This is a genomic window from Streptomyces sp. ERV7, assembly GCF_001653515.1.
In the GTDB taxonomy this organism is placed as follows: domain Bacteria; phylum Actinomycetota; class Actinomycetes; order Streptomycetales; family Streptomycetaceae; genus Streptomyces.
This window is the reverse complement of sequence record NZ_LYOY01000051.1, coordinates 230,021-252,926: the sequence shown is the minus strand read 5'-3', so window position 1 is coordinate 252,926 and position 22,906 is coordinate 230,021. Positions and strand designations below refer to the sequence as shown.

Here is a 22,906-nt window from a genome sequence, read left to right as displayed (position 1 = left end):
TGGTCGCGCAGTCCCCGCGCCCCTTAGGCATCCCGGCTCCAGGTGCTTCCAGCCCCTCGGGCGGCAGCGATGCGGCCCCTGCGGCTGCGCATCCAGCCCCTCCGGCGCTTGAGGAGCGGGCTCCGGGGCGGAGCCCCGATCGTTCCTTTAGGGGCGCGGGGAACTGCGCGACCAGCCACCCACGGCCCGCGGATCCAGAGGGTTCAGGGGCGCGGGGAACTGCGCGAGAAGCGAGCACGGTCCGCGGATCCAGAGGGTTCAGGGGCGCGGGGAACTGCGCGACCAGCCACCCACCGGCCGCAAGGTGAAGTCCGGCCAAGAAGGGGCGCTGGGGACCGCGCCCAGCCCCCACCGGCCCGCGGGCAAAGTCCGGGCACCCCACCGAGCGCTCAGTACTGCGACTGAAGGTGCTGCCAAAACCCGTCCCGCAGCGCCCGCCGCAAATCCGCGTGCCCCCGCAGCGACCGCTGCAGCAGGCGTTCCGCCTCGACCAGGAGGTCCTGGTCCACCGGGCCGGGCAGGTACGGGTGCCCGGGGAGCAGCTGCGCCAGCGCCGCGCGCCCCCGCTCCGACAGCCACGTCGCCGCGATCTGCGCCCCCACGAACCGCACATCGTCCCGCGTCGGCGCGGGCCCGCTGTCCTCGTACATCGTCACCGGCCGCCGGGTGACGTACGGCTTGCAGAAGTCCAGGTCGAACGTGCGCTGGCTGTCGACCTCCCACAGCAGCGGCTCCGCCTGGTTGCGCCCCTCCGCCGCCTCGATGCCCCAGAGGTGGACCCGCGCGCCGTACCCCTGCGCCGCCTCGACCGCCGAGACCAGGTCCTCGTCGCCGCCGATGAGCGCCGCGTCGCTGATGGCGCGGTGCCGGGCGAGGGACTCCAGGTCGGAGCGGATCAGTGAGTCGACGCCCTTCTGCTGGTTGTTGGCGTTGAGGTTGCCGAGGCGCACCTTCACGTCCGGCAGCTCGGCGATCGACTGCTGCTCGGCGGTGTGGATGCGCCGGCGCGCGCCGTCGTACCAGTACACACGGAGCAGCCGGCTGTCCGCGAAGATCGTGCGCGCCTTGTCGATGAAGGCCTCGATCAGCCCCTCGGCGTCGAGGTCGAAGGACCGCCGGTCCTCCGTCCCGGCGACCAGGAGGCCCGCCGCCGCGTACACATAGCCCGCGTCCACGAAGATCGCGTGGGTGGAGGGCGTCTTCGCCACCTCGGCCAGCATCCGCCGCAGCAGCTGGTTGGTGCGCTCCAGCCGTACGGCGATGTCGGACACGGTGGACGCGCCCGGGTCGGCCGGGTCGCTCGGGCCGTCGGAGATGCCTGGGATGTCGCCTGGTTCGCTCATTGCCCTCATTCTCGGTGGCGTGAGCGACCCCACACAACCGGTGCCTTACCTGCCAGTATTTAGTTCGTGAAAAAATTTCCTTAGCGTAGGGAATGTTTGCCAAGGGCAACCCGTTGTACCAGTCGTAACGGGGCTGAGTCCCCCGCGCACCAGTACCAGTAGTTCTCCTTCAGGAGGATCAGACGAAGGGAGAAGCCATGCGCTTCGAAATCATGCGCCTCAACGACGTCGACGGCTCCGCCGTGGACAGCACCGTCGTGGACGCCGCCTCCGTCAACCGGATCGTGCAGCAGGCCGCCGCAATCGGCCAGCGCATCTACATCCGCCCGGCCGAAAGCTCGGCTTCGTAACGCGTAAGGATCTCCTACGCGGCAAGCCGAAGCGCCCCCGCACCGAACGTCGGTGCACGGGGGCGCTTTTTGCTGGGCCGGTGGGGGTTACGCGCCCTGGATCACCTGGGTGACGCCGTTGATGATCTGCTGCACCGCGAGCGCGGAGAGCATCATGCCCGCCAGCCGGGTCACCAGGACGACGCCGCCGTCCTTGATCACCCGGATGATCAGCAGCGAGTACCGCATGACCAGCCAGAGCACGATGTGCATCGCCAGGATCGCCGCCCAGACCGCGACCTGTCCGCCGAACGTGTCGTGGTTCTGGACCGCCAGGATCACCTGGACGATCGCGCCGGGCCCGGCGAGCAGCGGCATGCCCAGCGGCACCAGCGCCACATTGACGTCCTTGGTCTGCTTCGGCTCCTCCATCTTGCCGGTGAGCAGGTCGAGCGCGATGAGCAGGAGGAGCAGACCGCCCGCGATCATCAGCGCGGGGACGTCGATGTGCAGATACGCCAGGATCTGGTTGCCCACCAGACCGAACACGGTGATCACACCGAGGGCGACGGCAGCGGCCTGCCAGGCCATCTTGCGCTGCACCTTGGCGGGGCGGCCGGAGGTGAGCGCGAGGAAGATCGGTGTGATCCCGGGGGGATCCATGATGACGAAGAGGGTGAGGAACAGGGAGCCGAAGACGGCAGCGTCGAACACGGTGGTGCCTTGCAGGAAGAGGGGTGTACGGAGCAGAAGGGGGACCCCGCCGGGCGGAGTCCTCCCGGGGAGGAGATGCGAAAGGGCCGCGGCCCTGGGCTAGCGGCCGGTTCCGCCCGCGCCCGGGACGGGGAACGCGCCCGTCGCACGGCGGGTGATCTCGCCGTAGATCTCGGGGTCGGTGGTGCACTCCCCGAGCCGCACGGCCTTGCGGCCACCGTGGTAGTCGCTGGAGCCGGTGGTCAGCAGACCGAGCTCGGCGGCCAGACCGCGCAGCCTCGCGCGCGTGGGCGCGTCGTGGTCGGTGTGGTCGACCTCGATGCCGTCGAGGCCGGCCGAGGCGAGCTCGGCTATGACCGTCTCGGGCACGACCCGGCCGCGCTTGACGGCGAGCGGGTGGGCGAAGACGGTGACCCCGCCGGCGGCCTTGACCAGCCGGATCGCGTCGAACGGGTCGAGCTCGTGCTTGCCGACGTACGCGCGTCCGCCGTCCGCCAGCCACTCGGGCACGAACGCCTCGGACACCGAGCCGACGACGCCCAGCTCGACCATCGCCTCGGCGACGTGCGGACGGCCGATGGAGCCGTCGCCCGCGATCCGCGCCACCTGGTCCCAGGTGACCGGGACGCCCAGCTCCTGGAGCTTGGCGACCATCCCCCGGGCGCGCGGCACCCGGTCGTCGCGGACCAGCTCGCGCTCGCGCGCCAGCTCCGCCTCCTCGGGGTCGAAGAGGTACGCCAGCATGTGCAGCCCGATGCCGTCGACACGGCAGGAGAGCTCGGCGCCGGTCACCAGGGTCAGACCGGCGGGCAGCGCCGCCGTCGCCTCCGCGTGACCGCGGGTGGTGTCGTGGTCGGTGAGCGCGATGACGTCGAGACCGGCGGCGGCCGCGTTGCGGACCAGCTCGGCCGGGGTGTCCGTGCCGTCGGACGCCGTGGAGTGGGTGTGCAGATCGATGCGCACGCGTGGCTCCAGGGCGTAGGGGCTGACAGGGGACAATCAAGGATAACTGCGCGTAGCCCCTGTCCCGCCCGCAACGGCTGTGGCGGTCACCGCACTCGGGGCGCCCGGCCACGCGCGCGTCACGACAGGATCCGGGGCGACAGCGCCCCGCACGGCACCAGTTCGACCTCGGCGCCCGCGTCGCGCAGATCGGTGAGGACCAGCTCGTCGTAGAGCAGCAGACCGGACTGCTCGGGCCACAGGATCGCCCACAGCCACAGGCCGCGGGCCTCGCCCGCGAAGACCGCGCGGTCGTCGGGCGTGCCGGTCACGTGCCAGAGCGGGGTGGGGCGCCCGGCCGCGAGGACCTTGGCCTGCGGGGGTTTGTCGACGCTCATGTACGGGCCGGGGTCGGGGCCGTCGATGCCCGCGTACCGGGCGCCGAGGCCGACGCCCAGCTCCTCCGCCACGAGCAGCAGCTCACCGATGCCGCCGAGCGGTCCGGGGCCCGAGCAGGCCACGGCGGTCGCGCGGCCGCCGCTGCGGTCGTCGCCCGCGCACGCCACACCCGTGAAGAGCCAGCCGATCGGCAGCGGCCACGGCATCCAGACGGGCACCTTCGCCCGGTGCACCACGACGCCGAGCGCCTCGACGCTCGGGGGGACCACCGGCTGCAGCGGGTGCACCGTCCCGTGGATGTCGCACTGCCAGGTGTCGGCAAAGAGACCGGGCGCCCTGACCCGGCCTCCGCACTTCGGGCAACTGGGTTCGCCCCTCATACATGCCAACGGTCCTCCCCGTCCCGCGCCGCGTCAAGGACGATCACCCGGTCGGCGTGTGGCAACAGGGGCGGGCGAGGGCTCCCGGGCTAGTCGAGCCGCACAGACGTACGCAGCGGATCGCGCAGATCCGTCCCGTTGGCCAGCCAGCGCTCCTCCAGCTGCTGCGCCCCGTGCACCCGCTTCCAGGCCGCCTCGTTGGCCGTCATCGGCAGCAGCGGCAGGAAGCGGACCGGCTCCATCGGGTCGTCGAGCTCCAGGTCCTCGACCAGCCCGCCCGGCTCCGCGACCAGGACCGAGGCGAACGGCGCCCCGGGCCACAGCGGTTCCCCGATGTCGAGCGAGGCGCCGGGGGCCACCACCACGCCCTCGACCTGCGGGGTGGAGGCGAGGACGGCGAGCGGGCGCAGCACCTTGTCCGTGTCGGCGAGAGCGGCCCGTACGGACAGGACCAGCTCGGCGCGCGGACCCTTGACCGGGTCGGCGAGAGCGGCGGCCGGGTCGGTCATGGGCTGCGCCGACATGCCGAGCGTGGCGTAGCGGACGATGTCCCCGTCGGCGAAGCGCAGCACCTCGACGCGGTCCGTGCCGAGGAAGGTCACCGCGGCGCGCGCGTCCGGTTCACCGAGGGCGGTACGCAGCCTGGCCTCGACGAGAGCAAGAACATCAACCATGAGTTGAGCATAGAAGCCGTATCGAACGAGCAAAGTACGGACTTGACACTTGCGCCGGCTGATAGTCTTGGCCGCTGTTCAGGGCAGCAGGAAGTCCCTCACGGGGGACCGGCCGGAGGAGGTGGGGCTGCGATGGATCGAAGTCGGCCTGGCAGTACCAACCGCTCTTCCGTGCGCCTTCGTTGTTCCCTGTGATCGAGACCTCCTTACCCGGCCGTTCCACCGGGAAACATCTGAGTCTCATGGCATGTCGCACGGCGGAAGAGCACATCGCCTCGCCCAGTCCGTTTCAGTAGCGCACGCCGTCACCGCATCCCGCGGTTCCGCCCGCTTTGCGGACGTACGCAGATGTACGCAGTCCTCGCGTCACGTCCCCATTCCGGGCAGTGCCACGCCCGTCGGCGGCCCCTCCGTGAAGGAGTCCTGCCATGTCCATGATCCGTGACCTGCGCGCCGCGGTCCGCCCCTCCCTGCGTCCGTCGCTGCGCAAGAACACCGCCCCGTACAACTCGTACGACCCCACCCGCGACCCGTCCGCGAGCAGCGCGGTCGTCGACTGCGCGGTCTACCGCGACGGGCTGCGCACCCAGGCCGACTCCTGCCTGTCGCCGCGCGAGGCGATGCGGCGGGTACGGGAGGACGGCGGGTTCGCCTGGATCGGACTGCACGAGCCGACCGAGGCCGAATTCGCCGGTATCGCCGCCGAGTTCGGGCTGCACCCGCTGGCCGTGGAGGACGCGGTCCACGCCCACCAGCGGCCCAAGCTGGAGCGGTACGACGACACGCTGTTCACCGTCTTCAAGACCGTCCACTACGTGGAGCACGCCGAACTCACCGCCACCAGCGAGGTCGTGGAGACCGGCGAGGTGATGTGCTTCACCGGCCGGGACTTCGTGATCACCGTCCGGCACGGCGGCCAGGGCTCGCTGCGGGCGCTGCGCAAGCGCCTCCAGGACGACCCCGAGCTGCTCGCCAAGGGCCCGTCGGCCGTGCTGCACGCCATCGCCGACCAGGTCGTCGACGGCTATCTGGCGGTCGTGGACGCGATGCAGGACGACATCGACGAGGTCGAGATCGATGTCTTCTCGGCCCCGTCCAAGGGCAGCCCGCGCGGCACGGACGCCGGGCGGATCTACCAACTCAAGCGCGAGGTGCTGGAGTTCAAGCGGGCTGTCTCACCACTGCTGCGGCCGATGCAGCTGCTCAGCGAGCGGCCGATGCGGCTGGTCGACCCGGACATCCAGAAGTACTTCCGCGATGTGGCCGACCACCTCGCGCGCGTGCAGGAGCACGTCGTCGGCTTCGACGAGCTCCTGAACTCGATCCTCCAGGCCAATCTGGCGCAGGCCTCGTTCGCGCAGAACGAGGACATGCGCAAGATCACCTCATGGGCGGCGATCATCGCCGTACCGACGATGGTGTGCGGGGTGTACGGCATGAACTTCGACCACATGCCGGAGCTGCACTGGAAGTACGGCTATCCGCTCGTGCTGGCCGCCATCGCCGGCAGCTGCCTGGTCATCCACCGCACGCTCAAGCGGAACGGCTGGCTCTGACGACGAGCGCGAGCCCGGCGAGGATCACCACCAGCGCGGGCCAGGCCAGCGCGGGCGGCTGCTGGCCCAGCCAGAGCGCGGCGATGAGGGCCGCACCCGGCGTCTCCAGGAGGATCGCCGTGGACGTCACGGACGCCCCCAGGCCCCGCACCACCCGGTTGAGCAGCGAATGGCCGAGCAGCTGGGCGGCGACGGTGAGCGCGGCCAGCTTGGCCCAGGTCACTCCGGAGTACGAGGTGAGGTCGGCGCCGCTCGCCAGACAGGCGGCGAGCAGCCCGGCGGCGGCCGTCCCGTAGCAGAGGTAGGTGTACGGGACGGTGTCCACGGTCCGCCGGACCTCGGCGCCGAGCAGCACATAGCCGGCGGCCGCGATACCGCCGCCGAGCGCGAGCGCGTCCCCGGCTAGGGCGCGCGGCGAGGTGGTCATGTCGACGCCGGTGAGCATCACCACGCCCACGCAGGCGACCAGCGTCCCGGCCCAGACCATCGCGGGCGGCCGGTGCCCGCGCAGCCGCAGCGCGAGGGTGGTCCAGATCGGCGTGGTGGTGCACAGCGCGGTCGAGGACGCCACCGACGTCATCCGCAGGCTCGGCAGCCAGAGCCCGAAGTGCAGCGCGAGCAGCGCCCCGGCGGCGACCGCGAGGCCCACCTCGCGCCGGGTCAGCCCGCGCAGCTGTGCCCGGTACTTGAGCGCGGCCAGCGGGGTGAGCGCCCCGACGGCCATGGCGTTGCGCCAGAACGCGATGGCCAGCGCGGGAGCCGTCGTCGCGGCGATGAGCGGCGCGGAGAGCGACACGCTGGCGATGGCGACGGCGAGCAGCGCGAAGTCGACCCGGTGGGCGGCCGGAGCGGCGGTCGGGGTCGGGGCGGCGAGCGCGGTGGTGGTGGGCACGACAAGAGGGTAAGGGCTGACAGGTAAGGCGCTAAACATATTTACGGAACTGTCGGTCCATGCTGTGGACAACGCCGTGGGCCGCGTCGGTGCCGTCCCATAAAGTGGCCCCATGACACCTGCGCTGCTCGACCGGGCCCTCGTCGAGGAGGCCACCAAGAAGTCCGGGCTGATCTGGGTGCGGGGCACCGGGACCGCCGACCGCGCCCTGTGGCACGTGTGGCACGAAGGCGCCGCGTATGTGGTGGGCGGCGGCCCCGGCGAGCAGCCGCTGGAGGGCCTGGCCGACGGCGGCACCGCCGAGGTGACCGTCCGCAGCAAGGACAAGGGCGGCCGCCTGGTGGCCTGGACGGCCGCGGTGAGCGAGGTCGCGCCGGACGGTGAGCTGTGGGCGGCGGTGGCCGTCGAGCTCAAGGCCAAGCGGCTGAACGCGCCGGACGGCGAGGCGGTGACGGCCCGCTGGGCGCGGGAGTGCCGGGTGCTGTGCCTGACGCCGCGTGAGGCGCACACGGAGATGCCCTCGGGCTCGCTGGCCGCGCGGCCCGTGGAGACCCCGGCCACCACGCGCCGGCCGATCCCGGCGGCACTGCCGAGGCTGCTGCGGAAGCGGAAGCACAAGCGCGGCTGAGCGGGGCGGCGCCGGACGGGGCGCCGTGCGCCCGCGGACCGCCGTGGGCCCTACGTCTTGGGAAGCCTGCTCCCGTAGTCCACCGTCGCGTCCTTCGACGGGGCCGCCAGGGTGAAGTCCTGGTTCCAGTCGCCCAGTTCGAGTACGCCCGCGCCGCCCGCGCGCTCGAAGCGCAGCGGGTACGGCGTGCCCTGGAGCGAGACGTCGAGCGTGCCGCCCTCGCCGTCCTCGCCCGCCTTCACACGGATGGTGCCGACGCCGCCGACCTTGGACCGGTCGCCCTTGGAGAGCTCGCCCTGGAGCCCGAGCATGCCCTTGAGCAGCGCGCTCTTGTCCGTGAAGCCGCGCAGCTCCTGGTACGAGGGGTCACCCGAGGGCACCTTGACGTACTTGTCGTCGAGCTTGCCCGCGGCGGCCGCGCTCCCCGAGTCGGCGTGCTTGTCGTCCCGGTGCGCCCAGAACCCGGCGTCGGCCTTCAGATAGAGCTCGTCGCCCACCCGCAGCAGCCCGAACGTGGTGTTCTTCGAGGTGACCGTGCCGGTGGCGCCGGTCCCCTTCAGCCGCATGTCGATCTTGTACGAGCCGCCCTTGCTCACCAGCGTGCCGCTGAGGTGCACCGCGTCGGCGCCGTCCGCAGCCGTGCGCGCCTTGCCCTCGATGTCGGTGGCGGAGAGCCTGCCGACGCCGTTGGTCCCCTCGTCCGGGTCCGAGGCGCACGCCGTGACGGCCGTGGCGAGCCCCGCGCAGAGCGCGACGGGGAGCGCGGCCCGGCGGGCCCGTACGGACAGGGAGCGAGTGGTCACCGGCACACGGCCTTTCGTCGGAGCGCGCGAGGTGGGGGGCGCGAAGTCGGGGTCGGCAGAGGGCACCCTACCCGGGCCGTCTACGCTGCCCGGCAGAGAGCCGTACGGACGCCCCTCAAAGGCGCCCCGCATGGTCACCGGCTAGCCTGAATCAGATATTCAGCGCCATTTCAGGCCACGACAAGGTCGGATCACGCCCAAGAGGAGGCGCTCAGCATGGCGGCAGGCGCCCCCCGGATCTTCGTCTCCCACCTCTCCGGCGTCGCCGTCTTCGACCCCAACGGCGACCAGGTGGGCCGGGTCCGCGACCTGGTGGCGATACTGCGGGTCGGCCGCCGCCCGCCCCGGCTGCTCGGCGTCGTCGTCGAGGTGGCCGGCCGCCGGCTGATCTTCCTGCCGATGACCCGGGTCACCGGCGTCGAGTCCGGCCAGGTCATCACCACCGGGGTGGTCAACCTGCGCCGCTTCGAGCAGCGCCCCACCGAGCGGCTGGTGCTGGGCGAGCTCCTGGACCGCCGGGTCACCCTCGTCGGGCGCGACGAGGAGGTGACGGTCCTGGACGTGGCCATCCAGCAGCTCCCGGCCCGCCGGGACTGGGAGATCGACAAGGTCTTCGTGCGCCGCGGCAAGGGCGGCGCCCTGCGGCGCAAGGGCGAGACCCTGACCGTCGAGTGGTCCGCGGTCACCGGCTTCTCCCTGGAGGAGCACGGCCAGGGCGCCGAGAGCCTGCTCGCCACCTTCGAGCAGCTGCGCCCCGCCGACCTCGCCAACGTGCTGCACCACCTCTCCCCCAAGCGCCGCGGCGAGGTCGCCGCGGCCCTCGACGACGACCGGCTCGCGGACGTGATGGAGGAGCTGCCGGACGACGACCAGGTGGAGATCCTCGGCAAGCTGAAGGACGAGCGGGCCGCCGACGTCCTGGAGGCGATGGACCCGGACGACGCCGCCGACCTGCTCTCCGAGCTGCCCGAGGAGGACAAGGAGCGCCTCCTCACCCTGATGCAGCCGGACGACGCGGCCGACGTGCGCCGGCTGCTCTCCTACGAGGAGCGCACCGCGGGCGGTCTGATGACCACCGAGCCGATCGTGCTGCGCCCGGACGCCACGGTCGCCGACGCCCTCGCGCGCGTACGCCAGCAGGACCTCTCGCCCGCGCTCGCCGCGCAGGTGTACGTGTGCCGGCCGCCCGACGAGACGCCGACCGGCAAGTACCTGGGCACGGTCCACTTCCAGCGGCTGCTGCGCGACCCGCCGTTCACCCTGGTCTCCTCGATCGTGGACAACGACCTGCCGCCGCTGTCCCCGCAGACCCCGCTGCCCGCCGTGACCGCGTTCCTCGCCGCGTACAACATGGTCGCCGCGCCCGTCGTGGACGACAGCGGCTCGCTGCTCGGCGCGGTCACCGTCGACGACGTCCTGGACCACCTGCTCCCCGAGGACTGGCGCGAGGCGGAGTTCCACGCCGCCGAGGGGGGCCGGCATGGCTGACCGGACCGAGGAGCGCGACCGCACGCGCGCGGCGGGGGCGAGCGCCGTGCCCCGCGGCCCGCGCGCCCGTCTCGACCTGCCGCGCGCGCCCCGGCCACGACTGCTGCCCGAGTACGACCCGGAGGCGTTCGGCCGCTTCTCCGAGAAGATCGCCCGCTTCCTGGGGACCGGGCGGTTCATCGTCTGGATGACCCTGGTCATCATCCTGTGGGTGGTCTGGAACATCTTCGCGCCGGCGCCGCTGCGCTTCGACGAGTACCCGTTCATCTTCCTGACCCTCGCCCTGTCCCTCCAGGCCTCGTACGCGGCCCCGCTGATCCTGCTCGCGCAGAACAGGCAGGACGACCGCGACCGGGTCAACCTGGAGCAGGACCGCAAGTCCAACGAGCGCTCCATCGCCGACACCGAGTACCTCACCAGGGAGATCGCCGCGCTGCGGATGGGCCTCGGCGAGGTCGCCACCCGCGACTGGATCCGCTCGGAACTGCAGGACATGATCAAGGAGATGGAGGACCGGCGCGTCGTATTCCCGCCGGAGGCCCCCCACGGAAGTGACGAATCCGACCGCCGTTAGGGCTTTCCGGGTGCGGGACCCCGCGCCGTACCATCTCCATATGGTTACGGATGACGCGGTGCGCGAGGCACTGGCGACGGTGAACGACCCAGAGATCCACCGACCGATCACTGAGCTCGGCATGGTCAAGACGGTCGAGATCGGGACGGACGGGGCAGTCGCTGTCACGGTGTACCTGACGGTCTCCGGCTGCCCGATGCGCGAGACGATCACGAAGAACGTGACCGAGGCGGTCGAGCGGGTCGAAGGCGTCACGCGCGTCGACGTCACGCTCGACGTGATGAGCGACGAGCAGCGCAAGGAGCTCGCGACGTCGCTGCGCGGCGGCACCGCCGAGCGCGAGGTGCCCTTCGCCAAGCCCGGCTCGCTGACCCGGGTCTACGCGGTGGCGTCCGGCAAGGGCGGCGTCGGCAAGTCCTCGGTGACGGTGAACCTCGCCGCGGCGATGGCGGCGGACGGGCTGAAGGTCGGCGTCGTGGACGCGGACATCTACGGGCACTCGGTGCCCCGCATGCTGGGCGTGGACGGCCGTCCCACCCAGGTCGAGAACATGATCATGCCGCCGTCGGCGAACGGTGTGAAGGTCATCTCCATCGGTATGTTCACCCCGGGCAACGCCCCGGTCGTATGGCGCGGCCCGATGCTCCACCGCGCCCTCCAGCAGTTCCTGGCGGACGTCTACTGGGGCGACCTCGATGTCCTCCTGCTCGACCTGCCGCCGGGCACCGGCGACATCGCGATCTCGGTCGCCCAGCTGGTTCCGAACGCGGAGATCCTGGTCGTCACGACCCCGCAGCAGGCGGCCGCCGAGGTGGCCGAGCGGGCGGGCTCGATCGCGGTCCAGACCCACCAGAAGATCGTCGGCGTCGTCGAGAACATGGCGGGCCTGCCCTGCCCGCACTGCGACGAGATGGTCGACGTGTTCGGCACGGGCGGCGGCGAGAAGGTCGCGGAGGGCCTGACCAAGACGACCGGCGCGAACGTGCCGGTGCTCGGCTCGATCCCGATCGACGTCCGGCTGCGCGAGGGCGGCGACGACGGCAAGCCGGTCGTCCTGTCCGACCCGGACTCCCCGGCGGGCGCGGCCCTGCGGGCGATCGCGGGCAAGCTGGGCGGCCGGCAGCGCGGCCTGTCGGGCATGTCGCTGGGGATCACGCCGCGCAACAAGTTCTAGAGACGGTACGTGTAAGGGGCGCCCACCATTGGGGGGCGCCCCTTACGCATACCCGGGCCGCGGCCGCCCGGGGCGCGGGGAACCGCGCGACCGGCGGCCCAGGACGGCCCGCGGCGAAACACGAACCGCTACGCGTAGGACGTGATGTCCCGCACCACGGCGAACCCGAGCCCGTACGCGCTCAGCCCCCGCCCGTACGCCCCCAGATGCACCCCGTCCCCGGCGGAGCCGGCCAGCACCCATCCGAACTCGGACTCCCGGTAGTGGAACGGCGTCGCCACCCCGTCGACCGGCAGCGAGAGCGTGGTCCAGTCCGGCCCCGCGAGGTCGTCCGCCAGCTCCCACGCCGCCTCGGTCTGCTGGTCCAGCCAGTCGCCGCGCAGCACGTGGTCCATCTGGGCGGGCCAGGTGAACGAGAGCAGCCCGGACCCGGCCAGCCAGGCCGCGGAGGAGACCGAGGTGGCCTCAAGCACTCCCGTACCGTCGCCGCTGCGGCGCGTGGGGTTGGCGGGGACGCTCACGACCACCGCGAAGCGCTCACGGTCGGCGGCGGAGCGGTCGGCCGCGTCGGGCCGTATCGAGGGCTCGTCGCCGTGGCCGGTGGACCCGTGCTGCACGGTGCCGTCGGCCGCCGTGGCCACCTGCATCAGCCAGCGCGGCCCGGTGAAGGCCTCGTCCAGGCCGTACCAGGCGAAGGGCGCCCGCAGATAGCCGTCGACCGTACGCCGGGCCGCCGGCACCCCTTCCGATGTGGACGGGGTGTCCCCGCCGGCCCCCTGCGCCGCCACCCGACTCGTCGTCTCCACTGCCCGGCCGCCTCCTTGATCCGTAGGTGTCCGGAGCGGCCCGCCCCCCTCGGGCGTCCTGGCTGCCGGACCTATGGAGGATAGCCACCCCGGCCGCGCCCACCGGGAATGACGGTGCGGACGTGGCTCAGATTGACGTTCTGTACGAAATCCGGGGGGTGGTGTCAGGTCGCGTCGGCGTCGAACGGGGGGCGCTCGCCGGGGTCGAGCTTCTCGCGCTTCTTGAGGAGGTCGGGCGTACCCGACACACCCGCGGCCGAGCCGTTGGCCGCCGTGGTGGGCGCGCTCTCGCGGCCGTGCACCGCGTCCGCGACCTCTTCCATGTCCTTGCGCAGGTCGAAGCTGTTGCGGATCTCCTTGAGACCCAGGTCGTCGTTGTCCATGAGCTGCTTGCGTACGAACGTCTTCGGGTTCAGGTCCTCGAACTCGAAGTCCTTGAACTCGGGGCCGAGTTCGGCACGGATGTCCGCCTTGGCGGTATCCGAGAAGCTGCGGAGCTTGCGGATGAACCCCGACACGTCCTGGATCAGCTTGGGCAGCTTGTCCGGGCCGAAGATGAGCACAGCGAGGACCACGAGGGTGACGAGCTCCATGGGCCCTATGTCGTTGAACACCTGCTGCTCCTCGGCTCTGCTCCCGGGTCCAGTCATGGACCGCTCCACGGTACCCGTCGAAACTGTCGAAACGGTACCTACCCGGTGACCTTTGGCCGCCGCTTGCCCCCCGGGTGACCGATAGGCGACCCGGGGCGGACCGTCGCGGCGGCCCGGGCCCGGGTCAGGACGTCGCGGAGCCGAGCGTGAGGGTCAGGCGCTGCTCCTGGCCGCCGCGCTTGAGCGTCAGCTCCAGGCGGTCGCCGGGGCGGTGCGAGCGGATCTTGACGATCAGCTCCTCGGCGCTGTGCACCCGCTGGCCGTCGACCTTGGTGATCACGTCCTCGGGCTTGATGCCCGCGGTGGCGCCGGGGCCGCCGGGGGTCACGGACGGCTTGCCGTCGGCGGCCTTGGCGCCGACCCGGGCCCCGTCCCCGGTGAACTTCATGTCGAGGGTCACCCCGATGACCGGGTGGGTGGCCCTGCCGGTGTTGATCAGTTCCTCGGCGACCCGCTTGCCCTGGTTGACGGGGATGGCGAAGCCGAGCCCGATGGAGCCGCCCTGGCCGCCGCTCTCGCTGTTGCCCGCGGCGCGGATCGCGCTGTTGATGCCGACGACATGGGCGCGCGAGTCGAGCAGGGGCCCGCCCGAGTTGCCCGGGTTTATCGGGGCGTCGGTCTGGAGCGCGTCGACATAGCTGACGTCGCTGCCGTCGCCCTTCTCGCCGCCCGCCGTGATCGGGCGCTCCTTGGCGCTGATGATGCCCGAGGTGACGGTGTTGGAGAGGTCGAAGGGGGCGCCGATGGCCACCACCGGGTCGCCGACCTGGACGTTGTCGGAGTTGCCGAGCGGGAGCGGCTTCAGCCCGGAGACACCGGTGACGCGGACCACGGCGAGGTCGTACCCGGAGTCCCGGCCGACCAGCGTGGCGCGGGCGGTCTCGCCGCCGCTGAACGTCACGCTGATGTCGCCCGACGAGCCCGCCGGCTGCACGACGTGGTTGTTGGTGAGGATGTGGCCCGCGTTGTCGAGCACGAAGCCGGTGCCGGTGCCGGACTCGCTCTCCCCGCTGACGTGCAGGGTGACCACGCCCGGCAGGGCGCTCGCGGCGATCCCGGCGACGCTGTCGGGCGCACGGCCGGTGGGCCCCTTGCCGGCCTGCGGCAGGCTGACGTGGGTGGCGCCGGTGCGCTCGACGTACGCGCCGACCCCGCCGCCGATGCCGCCCGCGACCAGCGCGAGGGCTACGGCACCGAGGACCAGCGCCCCGCGCCGCGGCCTGCGCTTCTCCGGCACCCCGGCCGTGCTCAGCGGCTGCCCGGCCGCGCCCCAGGGGTCGTACTGCACCCACTGGGACGAGGGCGGAGCCGTCGGCACGGCTTCCGGTACGGGGTACGGGGCCGGGGTCACGCCTTCCGGTACGGGGGCTCGTCACCGTCAACAGCGACGACCCGCCGATGTTCGGCAGCGACCTCAACAACGAGTACGCGGTCGCCGCCCGCCTCCTGGAGCTGGACGAGCGCGGCGTGGCCGACCTCGCCAAGAACGCGGTCGAGGCGTCCTTCCTCGACGAGGCGGGCAAGACGAAGCTCAACGCCGAGATCGACGACTACACGGCGAAGTGGCCGACGCCGTAACGCGTGACGACAATGGGCCCATGCGCACCGTGACTGCCGTGGCCCACCGCGGCGACCCGTCCTCGACGAGGCGGGCAAGACGAAGCTCAACGCCGAGATCGACGACTACACGGCGAAGTGGCCGACGCCGTAACGCGTGACGACAATGGGCCCATGCGCACCGTGACTGCCGTGGCCCACCGCGGCGACCCGTACCGCGTCCGCGAGAACACGCTCCCGTCGATCCACTCGGCGCTGGAACGGGGCGCGGACGCGGTCGAGATCGATGTACGCTTGACCCGCGACGGCGTCCCCGTACTGCTCCACGACGACACGCTGGAGCGGCTGTGGGGCCACGACCGCCCGCTGTCGTCCCTGGTGTACGAGGACGTGCGCGAGCTGACCCGCTCCGGCGTCCCGACCCTGCGCGCGGCCCTGACGGCGGCGGGCGCGCACCGGGTGATGATCGATCTGCCGGGGGCGACCGATGCGGCGGTGCGCGCGGTCGTGGGCACGGTGCAGGAGTGCGGGGCGGGCGACCGCGTGTACTACTGCGCGGGCGCCGCGGCCATGCTGAAGGTCCGCGCCGCCGACCCGTCCGCCGAGATCGCCCTGACCTGGACGACGCTGGCCCCGCCGCGCCCCGAGCTGATCACGGCGGTGAAGCCGCGCTGGCTCAACTACCGCTTCGGGCTGATGAGTCCGGAGCTGGCCGAGCGGATCCACCGCGACGGGATGCTGGTGTCGGTGTGGACGGCGGACACCAGGCGGACCATGCGGCGCCTGGTCGGGCACGGCGTGGACGCGGTCACCACGAACAGGCTGGACGCACTGCGCGCGGTCCTGGCGGCGGGTACGGACTGATCCCGCTCACACCGGCGCCGGTGCCGGTGCCGCGGCCGGTGCCGTCAGCGCCTCCAGCTCCTTGATCTTGCGGCGTACGACGTACAGCGGGATCACCCCGAAGACACCGAAGGACATGTCGATCACCGACCACCAGAAGGGGATGCCCCGGACCGGCCCGCAGACCAGTGCCAGCGGGATGATCCCGGCGCAGGCGATCATCCCGAACTCGATCACCCAGATGTTGCGCACCGGGTCGCGGTAGGGCCCGTAGAAGGCGACGGCGATGACGAGGTGCGCGAACGCCAGCCAGTCCGTTCCGTACAGGACGAAGGGGTACTTCGCGTCCGTCGCGTCGAGCCCCTCGCCGACCCGGTCGATCCAGCCCGCCAGGCCCGGCAGCCAGTCCCCCAGCGGTGTGGACCGCACCAGGCTCTGGGTCCAGTGCAGTTCGTGGACCAGCGGGAACGCGGTCAGTCCGCTCAGCACGAGACAGACGATGAAGACCACGAGCCACAGGCGTATGCGCCGCACGAGGGCAGTTCTTCGCTCGCTCATGACCGCAGCCTACGCCGTGGTTTGAACGCGTTCAAATCTGCCCCCGGACCGCGCGGAACCGGCCCCTACAGCCCCACGATCGCGTTCCACCTCTTGGCGAACTCCATCCGCTCCTCCGACGTGATGTCCCGGGCGATCGCGAGCCGCCTGCGCATCTCGGCGTCCGGGAAGACCAGCGGGTCCTCGGCGAGTTCGGCGCGCTCCTTGTCCTTGGAGCCGGCGAGCACCTCGCGGGCGGCCGGGACCGGGCAGACGTAGTTGACCCAGACGGCCAGCTCCGCCGCCACGTGCGGGTCGTAGTAGTAGTCGATCAGCGCTTCCGCGTTGGCCTTGTGGCGGGCCAGATTGGGCACCATCATCGACTCGGCCCACAGCTCGGCGCCCTCCTCGGGTACCACGAACTCGATGTCGGGGTTGTCCGCCTGGAGCTGGATCACATCGCCCGAGTACGCCTGGCAGGCCAGCACGTCGCCGGTGGAGAGGTCCTTGATGTAGTCGTTGCCGGTGAAGCGGCGTATCTGCTTGTTGTGCACCTGCTTCTCGACCCGGTCGCACATCCGGTGGAAGTCGTCCGCGGTCCACCGCGTCACATCGACGCCGTCGCCCTGCATCAGCAGCGCGAACGACTCGTCGAGGCCCGAGAGCAGCGTCACCTTGCCCGCGAGCCGCCGGTCCCACAGGTCACCGGTGTGCTTGATCTCGCGGCCGAGCTTCTTCTTGTTGTACGCGATGCCGGTGATCCCGGACTGCCAGGGCACGCTGTGCAGCCGCCCCTTGTCGAAGGCGGGCGTGCTCAGCTGCGGATCCAGGTAAGCGGCGACGTTGGGCTGGCGGGCGCGGTCCATCTGCTGCACCCAGCCGAGCCGGACGAAGCGGGCCGCCATCCAGTCGCTGACGACGACGATGTCCCGGCCGGTCGCCTGATGGTTCATCAGGGCGGGGCTGATCTTCCCGAAGAACTCGTCGTTGTCGTTGATCTCCTCGGTGTACGTGACGGAGATCCCGGTGGACTTGGTGAAGGCGTCGAGGGTGGGCCGCTTCGACTTGTCGTCCTCGTCGGTGTCGATGTACAGCGGCCAGTTGGCGAAGGTGAGCCGGTGGTCGGTGGCCGAGCGGTCGCGGGCCGCGCGGTCACCGGGCCCGACGTACGCCGCGGGTACTCCGCAGCCCGCCAGCGCGGCAGCGGCGGCGCCGCCGCCGAGCGCGCGCAGCAGGTGGCGGCGGGAGAGGGGGTTCAAGGGGGTCGCTCGCACCCCGGAAGGATGCCGGGGCCCGGGTGTACGGGGCAATGGACGCTGCGTACAGCCGTACGCGGCAGGCCCGACACCCTGTCGACCGGTAACGGCCCCCGCACACACGAGTGGTGCGGCACCCCGGGGGGCGCCGCACCACAAGTCAGCGGTCGTGCAAGGGAGATCAGCCCTCGTACGACGTCATCACGTGCTTGATGCGGGTGTAGTCCTCGAAGCCGTACGCCGAGAGGTCCTTGCCGTAGCCGGACTTCTTGAAGCCGCCGTGCGGCATCTCCGCGACCAGCGGGATGTGCGTGTTGATCCAGACGCAGCCGAAGTCCAGGTACTTGGACATCCGCATCGCGCGGGCGTGGTCCTTCGTCCAGACCGAGGAGGCCAGCGCGAACTCGACGCCGTTGGCGTACTCCAGCGCCTGCTTCTCGTCCGTGAACGACTGGACCGTGATGACCGGGCCGAAGACCTCGTTCTGGATGATCTCGTCGTCCTGCTTGAGGCCGGAGACGACGGTGGGGGCGTAGAAGTAGCCCTTGTCGCCGACGCGGTGGCCGCCCGCCTCGACCTTGGCGTGCGCCGGGAGGCGGTCGATGAAGCCGGTGACCTGCTTCAGCTGGTTGGCGTTGTTGAGCGGGCCGTACAGCACGTCCTCGTCGTCCGGCTGCCCGGTCTTGGTGTCGGCGGCGGCCTTGGCGAGCGCGGTGACGAACTCGTCGTGGATCGACTCGTGGACCAGGACGCGGGTCGCGGCCGTGCAGTCCTGGCCGGCGTTGAAGTAGCCCGCCACCGAGATGTCCTCGACGGCCTTGGCGATGTCGGCGTCCTCGAAGACGACGACCGGGGCCTTGCCGCCGAGCTCCAGGTGGACGCGCTTGACGTCCTTGGCCGCCGACTCGGCGACCTGCATGCCCGCCCGTACGGAACCGGTGATGGAGGCCATCGCCGGGGTGGGGTGCTCGACCATCGCGCGGCCGGTGTCGCGGTCGCCGCAGATGACGTTGAAGACGCCCTTGGGGACGATCGCGCCGATGATCTCGGCGATCAGGACGGTGGAGGCGGGCGTGGTGTCCGAGGGCTTGAGGACGACCGTGTTGCCCGCGGCGAGCGCCGGGGCGAACTTCCACACGGCCATCATCATCGGGTAGTTCCACGGCGCGACCTGCGCGCAGACACCGACCGGCTCACGGCGGACGATCGAGGTCATGCCCTCCATGTACTCGCCGGCCGAGCGGCCTTCGAGCAGCCGGGCGGCGCCCGCGAAGAAGCGGATCTGGTCCACCATCGGCGGGATCTCTTCGCTGGCGGTCAGCGCGAGCGGCTTGCCGGTGTTCTCCGACTCGGCCGCGATCAGCTCCTCGGCGCGCTCCTCGAAGGCGTCCGCGATCTTCAGCAGGACCCGCTGGCGCTCGGCCGGGGTGGTGTCGCGCCAGGCCGGGAAGGCCTCGGCGGCGGCGGCCATGGCGGCGTCGACGTCCGCCTGGCCGGAGAGCGGCGAGGTGGCGTACGCCTCGCCCGTGGCCGGGTTGACCACCTCGATGGTCCGCCCGTCGGCAGCATCGCGGAACTCTCCGTCGATGTAGTTGCGCAAACGACGCAGTTCGGTGGTCACTTCGCTGGCCTCCCGGTCCGATGTCCGATGGGTGAGACAGCCCACCCTAGTCGGTCCAGTGTCGCTTTCGACAGACCCGCCGCCCGGCAACTTCGGATTCGGTGCTTTTGAGGTCACGGAACAACGAATTTCATCGCTTTGGGGTTGCGGGACAGACGAGTCGGGTGCACAGTGGCTCCGTGGCCAGTCGAAGCGCAGACCCCAGGACCGGGAACGGATCGTCCCCGTCGATCGATGCCGTGTCCCTGGCGATCATCGAGCAGCTCCAGGAAGACGGGCGCCGCCCGTACGCCGCGATCGGCAAGGCCGTGGGCCTGTCCGAGGCGGCCGTGCGGCAGCGCGTGCAGAAGCTGCTGGACCAGGGCGTGATGCAGATCGTCGCCGTGACCGACCCCCTCACCGTGGGGTTCCGGCGCCAGGCGATGGTCGGCATCAACGTCGAGGGCGACCTCGACCCCGTCGCGGACGCGCTCACAGCCATGGCCGAGTGCGAGTACGTGGTGATGACCGCGGGCTCCTTCGACCTGATGGTGGAGGTCGTCTGCGAGGACGACGACCACCTGCTGGACGTCATCAACAAGCGGATCCGCGCCCTCCCCGGCGTGCGCTCCACCGAGAGCTTCGTCTACCTCAAGTTGAAGAAGCAGACCTATATGTGGGGAACCCGATAGCCGTGAGCAAGGACCTGAGCCAGACCGCCTACGACCACCTGTGGATGCACTTCACCCGCATGTCGTCGTACGAGAACGCGCCCGTTCCCACCATCGTGCGGGGCGAGGGCACCTACATCTACGACGACAAGGGCAAGAAGTACCTCGACGGTCTCTCGGGCCTGTTCGTCGTCAACGCCGGCCACGGCCGCCACGAGCTCGCCGAGACCGCCTACAAGCAGGCGCAGGAGCTGGCCTTCTTCCCGGTGTGGTCCTACGCCCACCCCAAGGCCGTCGAGCTCGCCGAGCGCCTGGCGCACTACGCGCCGGGCGACCTCAACAAGGTCTTCTTCACCACCGGCGGCGGCGAGGCCGTCGAGACCGCCTGGAAGCTGGCGAAGCAGTACCACAAGCTCACCGGCAACCACACGAAGTACAAGGTCATCTCGCGTGCGGTCGCCTACCACGGCACCCCGCAGGGCGCCCTGTCCATCACCGGTCTGCCCGCGCTCAAGGCCCCCTTCGAGCCGCTGGTCCCCGGCGCGCACAAGGTGCCGAACACCAACATCTACCGCGCCTCGATCCACGCCGACGACCCGGTGGCCTTCGGCCGCTGGGCCGCCGACCAGATCGAGCAGGAGATCCTCTTCGAGGGCCCCGACACCGTCGCCGCGGTCTTCCTCGAGCCCGTGCAGAACGCGGGCGGCTGCTTCCCGCCGCCGCCCGGCTACTTCCAGCGGGTGCGCGAGATCTGCGACAAGTACGACGTGCTGCTCGTCTCCGACGAGGTCATCTGCGCCTTCGGCCGCCTCGGCACGATGTTCGCCTGCGACAAGTTCGACTACGTACCGGACATGATCACCTGCGCCAAGGGCATGACCTCGGGCTACTCCCCGATCGGCGCCTGCATCGTCTCCGACAAGATCGCCGAGCCGTTCTACAAGGGTGACAACACCTTCCTGCACGGCTACACCTTCGGCGGCCACCCGGTCTCCGCGGCCGTGGGCCTGGCCAACCTCGACATCTTCGAGCGCGAGGGCCTCAACCAGCACGTGCTCGACAACGAGGGCGCCTTCTTCGACACCCTCAAGAAGCTCCACGACCTGCCGATCGTCGGCGACGTCCGCGGCAACGGCTTCTTCTACGGCATCGAGCTCGTCAAGGACAAGAACACCAAGGAGTCCTTCAACGACGAGGAGACCGAGCGCGTCCTGTACGGCTTCCTCTCCAAGGCGCTCTTCGAGAACGGCCTGTACTGCCGCGCCGACGACCGGGGCGACCCGGTGATCCAGCTGGCTCCGCCGCTGATCTCCAACCAGGAGACCTTCGACGAGATCGAGGGCGTCCTGCGGCAGGTCCTGACGGAGGCCTGGACGAAGCTGTAGCCGTCCCCCGCGTCCTCCCGGCGATTCGTCTGAACGCACCGGCCCGGTGGCGCCCATCCGAGTGAGATGGGTGCCACCGGGCCGCGTGCTGTCGTGGACCGGCGCACAGGAGTCCCTACGGTGCCCAGTGACCGATCGGCCCTGCCTTCGTTCCCCCGTACGGGGGAGCAGGAAATCTGATCTGAACCGAGGTGTACGCCATGGTGGCCCCGCCGGACAACGATGTGCTCTGGGGACGTTCCCTGCATCACTCCCACGGCGGCTCGCCCGCCCTGACCGGGGTCTCCCTCGGGATCCGCGAGGGAGAGATCCTGGCCGTCGGCGGTCCGCGCGGCAGCGGCAAGACGACCCTGCTGCGCGCCCTGTCCGGCCAGCTCGTGCCCGACCAGGGCGAGGTGTGGTTCAACAGCGCCCCCGTCCACACCATGGGAGCGCTCTCGCGCGAGCGGCTGCGCCGCGACCGGTTCGGCTGGATCGACCCGGAGCCGACCCTGGTGCCCGAGCTCAACGCCTGGGAGAACGCGGCGCTGCCGCTGCTGCTGCGCGGCATCTCGCACCGCACCGCCAAGAAGGCCGCCCTGGAGTGGCTGGAGCGGCTCGACATCGGCGCCTGCGCCCGGCGCCGCCCGCACGCCCTGCCGACCGCCCAGCGCCAGCGGGTGGCGATCGCCCGCGCCCTGGTCACCTCCCCCGCGGTGCTCTTCGCCGACGAGCCGACCGCCACCCTGCACCGCGCCGACCGCGCCCAGGTGCTGCGCACCCTGACGGCCGCGGCCCGCTCGCACGCCATCACCACGGTCCTGGCCACGCACGACGCGGAGGTCGCGGCCCTCGCCGACCGCACGGTGTGGCTGCTCGACGGCCGCCGGGTCACCGCGGCCGGGCCCGCCGGCGCCCCCGACCCGGAGGGCCGCGCCGCGTGCTCGCTCTCCGTCTAGCCCGCGGCACCCACCCGCTGGTCCTGCTGCGCCGCCTGCTGGTGGCCGCGGCCTCGGCGGGGGTCGGCTTCCTGCTCCTGTGCACCCTGGGCCACGCGGTGGCGCACCCCGGCGGCTCGGTGCCGCGGCTGCTGTGGTGCGCGGTGCCGCTCGCCGCCACCGTCCACTTCGCGGTCGCCGTGGCCCGTACGGACCCGAGCACCCGCCCCCGTCCCGGGCTCTCGGCGGTGGGCCTGGGCCCCGGCAGGCTCACCGCGATCGCGGCCGCGTCCACGGCGGTGGCCTGCACGCTCGGCTCGACGGTCGCCCTGCTCGTCTATCTGCATCTGCGCGGCGACATCACCGGGCTGCCCTTCGACGGCGCCGCGGCCGGGCTGCTCGCCGCCGACCGGCCGCTGCCGCTGGCAGCCGCGCTCACCCTGCTCACGGTGCTGCCGCTGACCGCCTCGGCGGCGGCCGGGCTGGCGCTGCGCCCGCGCAAGGAGCCGCCCCGCCCGCGCGGCACCGAACGGCCCCCGGCCTCGGTCCCCTCGGGGCTGCCCTGGGGCATCACCCTGATCTCGGCGGGCCTGGCCATCGAGACCTCGGCGGCGGCCGGGCTGGCGCTGCGCCCGCGCAAGGAGCCGCCCCGCCCGCGCGGCACCGAACGGCCCCCGGCCTCGGTCCCCTCGGGGCTGCCCTGGGGCATCACCCTGATCTCGGCGGGCCTGGCCATCGAGACGGAGCCGCACCGCGTTCGCGCGCCGCTTCCCCGCGCGGGCCGT

Annotated in this window: 22 protein-coding genes and 3 pseudogenes; 12 read left to right on the top strand and 13 right to left on the bottom strand. The window is 71.5% G+C overall.

Annotation, left to right across the window (positions count from 1 at the left end):
• Positions 1-389 precede the first annotated feature (389 nt).
• On the bottom strand, positions 390-1,343 hold the full coding sequence (locus A8W25_RS24080) for an NYN domain-containing protein (RefSeq protein ID WP_067163727.1): 954 nt from the start codon (positions 1,341-1,343) through the stop codon (positions 390-392).
• A gap of 197 nt (positions 1,344-1,540) precedes the next feature.
• Between A8W25_RS24080 and A8W25_RS34500 the strand changes: the two genes are divergently transcribed.
• A complete protein-coding gene (locus A8W25_RS34500) occupies positions 1,541-1,693 on the top strand; it encodes a hypothetical protein (protein ID WP_199831786.1) in 153 nt (50 codons plus the stop codon).
• Positions 1,694-1,780: 87 nt separating this feature from the next.
• Here A8W25_RS34500 and A8W25_RS24075 read toward each other — a convergent pair whose 3' ends face one another.
• From A8W25_RS24075 to A8W25_RS24060, 4 genes are all read right to left on the bottom strand, one after another.
• A complete protein-coding gene (locus tag A8W25_RS24075) occupies positions 1,781-2,386 on the bottom strand; it encodes a MarC family protein (protein ID WP_067163725.1) in 606 nt (201 codons plus the stop codon).
• Between the two features lie 99 nt (positions 2,387-2,485).
• Positions 2,486-3,349 carry a PHP domain-containing protein gene (locus A8W25_RS24070; protein ID WP_067163723.1) on the bottom strand — a complete coding sequence of 288 codons (864 nt, stop codon included), beginning with the start codon at positions 3,347-3,349 and terminating at the stop codon, positions 2,486-2,488.
• Between the two features lie 119 nt (positions 3,350-3,468).
• The gene (locus A8W25_RS24065) at positions 3,469-4,107 is read right to left on the bottom strand and encodes a DUF6758 family protein (RefSeq protein WP_067163721.1); all 639 of its coding nucleotides are present in this window, start codon (positions 4,105-4,107) and stop codon (positions 3,469-3,471) included.
• Between the two features lie 89 nt (positions 4,108-4,196).
• Positions 4,197-4,781, bottom strand: coding sequence for a suppressor of fused domain protein (locus A8W25_RS24060; protein WP_067163719.1), 585 nt, complete (start codon positions 4,779-4,781; stop codon positions 4,197-4,199).
• 428 nt (positions 4,782-5,209) lie between these two features.
• On the opposite strand from A8W25_RS24060, the gene A8W25_RS24055 reads away from it, so the two are divergent.
• Complete coding sequence (locus A8W25_RS24055; protein WP_067163717.1) at positions 5,210-6,337, top strand: magnesium and cobalt transport protein CorA; 1,128 nt, start codon at positions 5,210-5,212, stop codon at positions 6,335-6,337.
• On the opposite strand, the gene A8W25_RS24050 is transcribed toward A8W25_RS24055, so the two are convergent.
• Positions 6,315-7,229, bottom strand: a complete 915-nt coding sequence (locus tag A8W25_RS24050) for a DMT family transporter (protein ID WP_067163715.1) — start codon at positions 7,227-7,229, stop codon at positions 6,315-6,317. The two genes, A8W25_RS24055 and A8W25_RS24050, sit on opposite strands and share 23 nt — an antisense overlap.
• A gap of 112 nt (positions 7,230-7,341) precedes the next feature.
• On the opposite strand from A8W25_RS24050, the gene A8W25_RS24045 reads away from it, so the two are divergent.
• Positions 7,342-7,857: a hypothetical protein gene (locus A8W25_RS24045; RefSeq protein WP_067163713.1), complete on the top strand. Its 516-nt coding sequence runs from the start codon at positions 7,342-7,344 to the stop codon at positions 7,855-7,857.
• Between the two features lie 50 nt (positions 7,858-7,907).
• Here A8W25_RS24045 and A8W25_RS24040 read toward each other — a convergent pair whose 3' ends face one another.
• A complete protein-coding gene (locus A8W25_RS24040) occupies positions 7,908-8,660 on the bottom strand; it encodes a hypothetical protein (protein ID WP_067164316.1) in 753 nt (250 codons plus the stop codon).
• Between the two features lie 216 nt (positions 8,661-8,876).
• Between A8W25_RS24040 and A8W25_RS24035 the strand changes: the two genes are divergently transcribed.
• Genes A8W25_RS24035 through A8W25_RS24025 form a run of 3 tightly spaced genes read left to right on the top strand, consistent with a single transcriptional unit; the run spans position 8,877 to position 11,896 of the window.
• On the top strand, positions 8,877-10,148 hold the full coding sequence (locus A8W25_RS24035) for a magnesium transporter MgtE N-terminal domain-containing protein (protein WP_067163712.1): 1,272 nt from the start codon (positions 8,877-8,879) through the stop codon (positions 10,146-10,148).
• A complete protein-coding gene (locus A8W25_RS24030; RefSeq protein ID WP_067164843.1) occupies positions 10,141-10,722 on the top strand; it encodes a DUF1003 domain-containing protein in 582 nt (193 codons plus the stop codon). Before A8W25_RS24035 ends, A8W25_RS24030 begins: the two co-directional genes overlap by 8 nt.
• 40 nt (positions 10,723-10,762) lie before the next feature.
• Positions 10,763-11,896, top strand: a complete 1,134-nt coding sequence (locus A8W25_RS24025; protein ID WP_067167115.1) for an Mrp/NBP35 family ATP-binding protein — start codon at positions 10,763-10,765, stop codon at positions 11,894-11,896.
• Positions 11,897-12,024: 128 nt separating this feature from the next.
• On the opposite strand, the gene A8W25_RS24020 is transcribed toward A8W25_RS24025, so the two are convergent.
• The 3 genes and pseudogenes from A8W25_RS24020 to A8W25_RS24010 form a co-directional block, all read right to left on the bottom strand.
• On the bottom strand, positions 12,025-12,702 hold the full coding sequence (locus tag A8W25_RS24020) for a hypothetical protein (RefSeq protein ID WP_067164841.1): 678 nt from the start codon (positions 12,700-12,702) through the stop codon (positions 12,025-12,027).
• Between the two features lie 164 nt (positions 12,703-12,866).
• Positions 12,867-13,316, bottom strand: coding sequence for a sec-independent translocase (locus tag A8W25_RS24015; protein WP_067164839.1), 450 nt, complete (start codon positions 13,314-13,316; stop codon positions 12,867-12,869).
• Between the two features lie 163 nt (positions 13,317-13,479).
• Positions 13,480-14,700 (bottom strand): annotated as a pseudogene (locus A8W25_RS24010) (S1C family serine protease); the annotation flags it as partial.
• Between the two features lie 20 nt (positions 14,701-14,720).
• Between A8W25_RS24010 and A8W25_RS24005 the strand changes: the two are divergent.
• Together A8W25_RS24005 and A8W25_RS24000 are read left to right on the top strand one after the other, a co-directional pair.
• Positions 14,721-14,933 (top strand): annotated as a pseudogene (locus tag A8W25_RS24005) (adenosine deaminase); the annotation flags it as partial.
• Positions 14,934-15,086: 153 nt separating this feature from the next.
• Positions 15,087-15,776 carry a glycerophosphodiester phosphodiesterase gene (locus A8W25_RS24000; RefSeq protein ID WP_067164835.1) on the top strand — a complete coding sequence of 230 codons (690 nt, stop codon included), beginning with the start codon at positions 15,087-15,089 and terminating at the stop codon, positions 15,774-15,776.
• A gap of 6 nt (positions 15,777-15,782) precedes the next feature.
• Here the strand turns inward: A8W25_RS24000 and A8W25_RS23995 are convergent, their stop codons facing one another.
• From A8W25_RS23995 to A8W25_RS23985, 3 genes are all read right to left on the bottom strand, one after another.
• The gene (locus A8W25_RS23995; RefSeq protein ID WP_067164832.1) at positions 15,783-16,313 is read right to left on the bottom strand and encodes a hypothetical protein; all 531 of its coding nucleotides are present in this window, start codon (positions 16,311-16,313) and stop codon (positions 15,783-15,785) included.
• Positions 16,314-16,378: 65 nt separating this feature from the next.
• Entirely contained in the window at positions 16,379-17,566 is a 1,188-nt protein-coding gene (locus A8W25_RS23990; protein ID WP_067164830.1) for a polyamine ABC transporter substrate-binding protein, read from the bottom strand.
• A 163-nt stretch (positions 17,567-17,729) separates the two neighbouring features.
• Positions 17,730-19,169: a gamma-aminobutyraldehyde dehydrogenase gene (locus A8W25_RS23985; RefSeq protein ID WP_067164827.1), complete on the bottom strand. Its 1,440-nt coding sequence runs from the start codon at positions 19,167-19,169 to the stop codon at positions 17,730-17,732.
• A gap of 179 nt (positions 19,170-19,348) precedes the next feature.
• On the opposite strand from A8W25_RS23985, the gene A8W25_RS23980 reads away from it, so the two are divergent.
• From A8W25_RS23980 to A8W25_RS32880, 4 genes and pseudogenes are all read left to right on the top strand, one after another.
• Complete coding sequence (locus A8W25_RS23980) at positions 19,349-19,840, top strand: Lrp/AsnC family transcriptional regulator (RefSeq protein WP_188275329.1); 492 nt, start codon at positions 19,349-19,351, stop codon at positions 19,838-19,840.
• Entirely contained in the window at positions 19,825-21,204 is a 1,380-nt protein-coding gene (locus A8W25_RS23975) for an aspartate aminotransferase family protein (protein ID WP_067164821.1), read from the top strand. Before A8W25_RS23980 ends, A8W25_RS23975 begins: the two co-directional genes overlap by 16 nt.
• 200 nt (positions 21,205-21,404) lie before the next feature.
• Complete coding sequence (locus A8W25_RS23970; protein ID WP_067167113.1) at positions 21,405-22,142, top strand: ABC transporter ATP-binding protein; 738 nt, start codon at positions 21,405-21,407, stop codon at positions 22,140-22,142.
• Positions 22,124-22,855, top strand: a pseudogene (locus A8W25_RS32880) (hypothetical protein); the annotation flags it as partial. The gene A8W25_RS23970 and the pseudogene A8W25_RS32880, both read left to right, overlap by 19 nt.
• Positions 22,856-22,906: the final 51 nt, after the last annotated feature.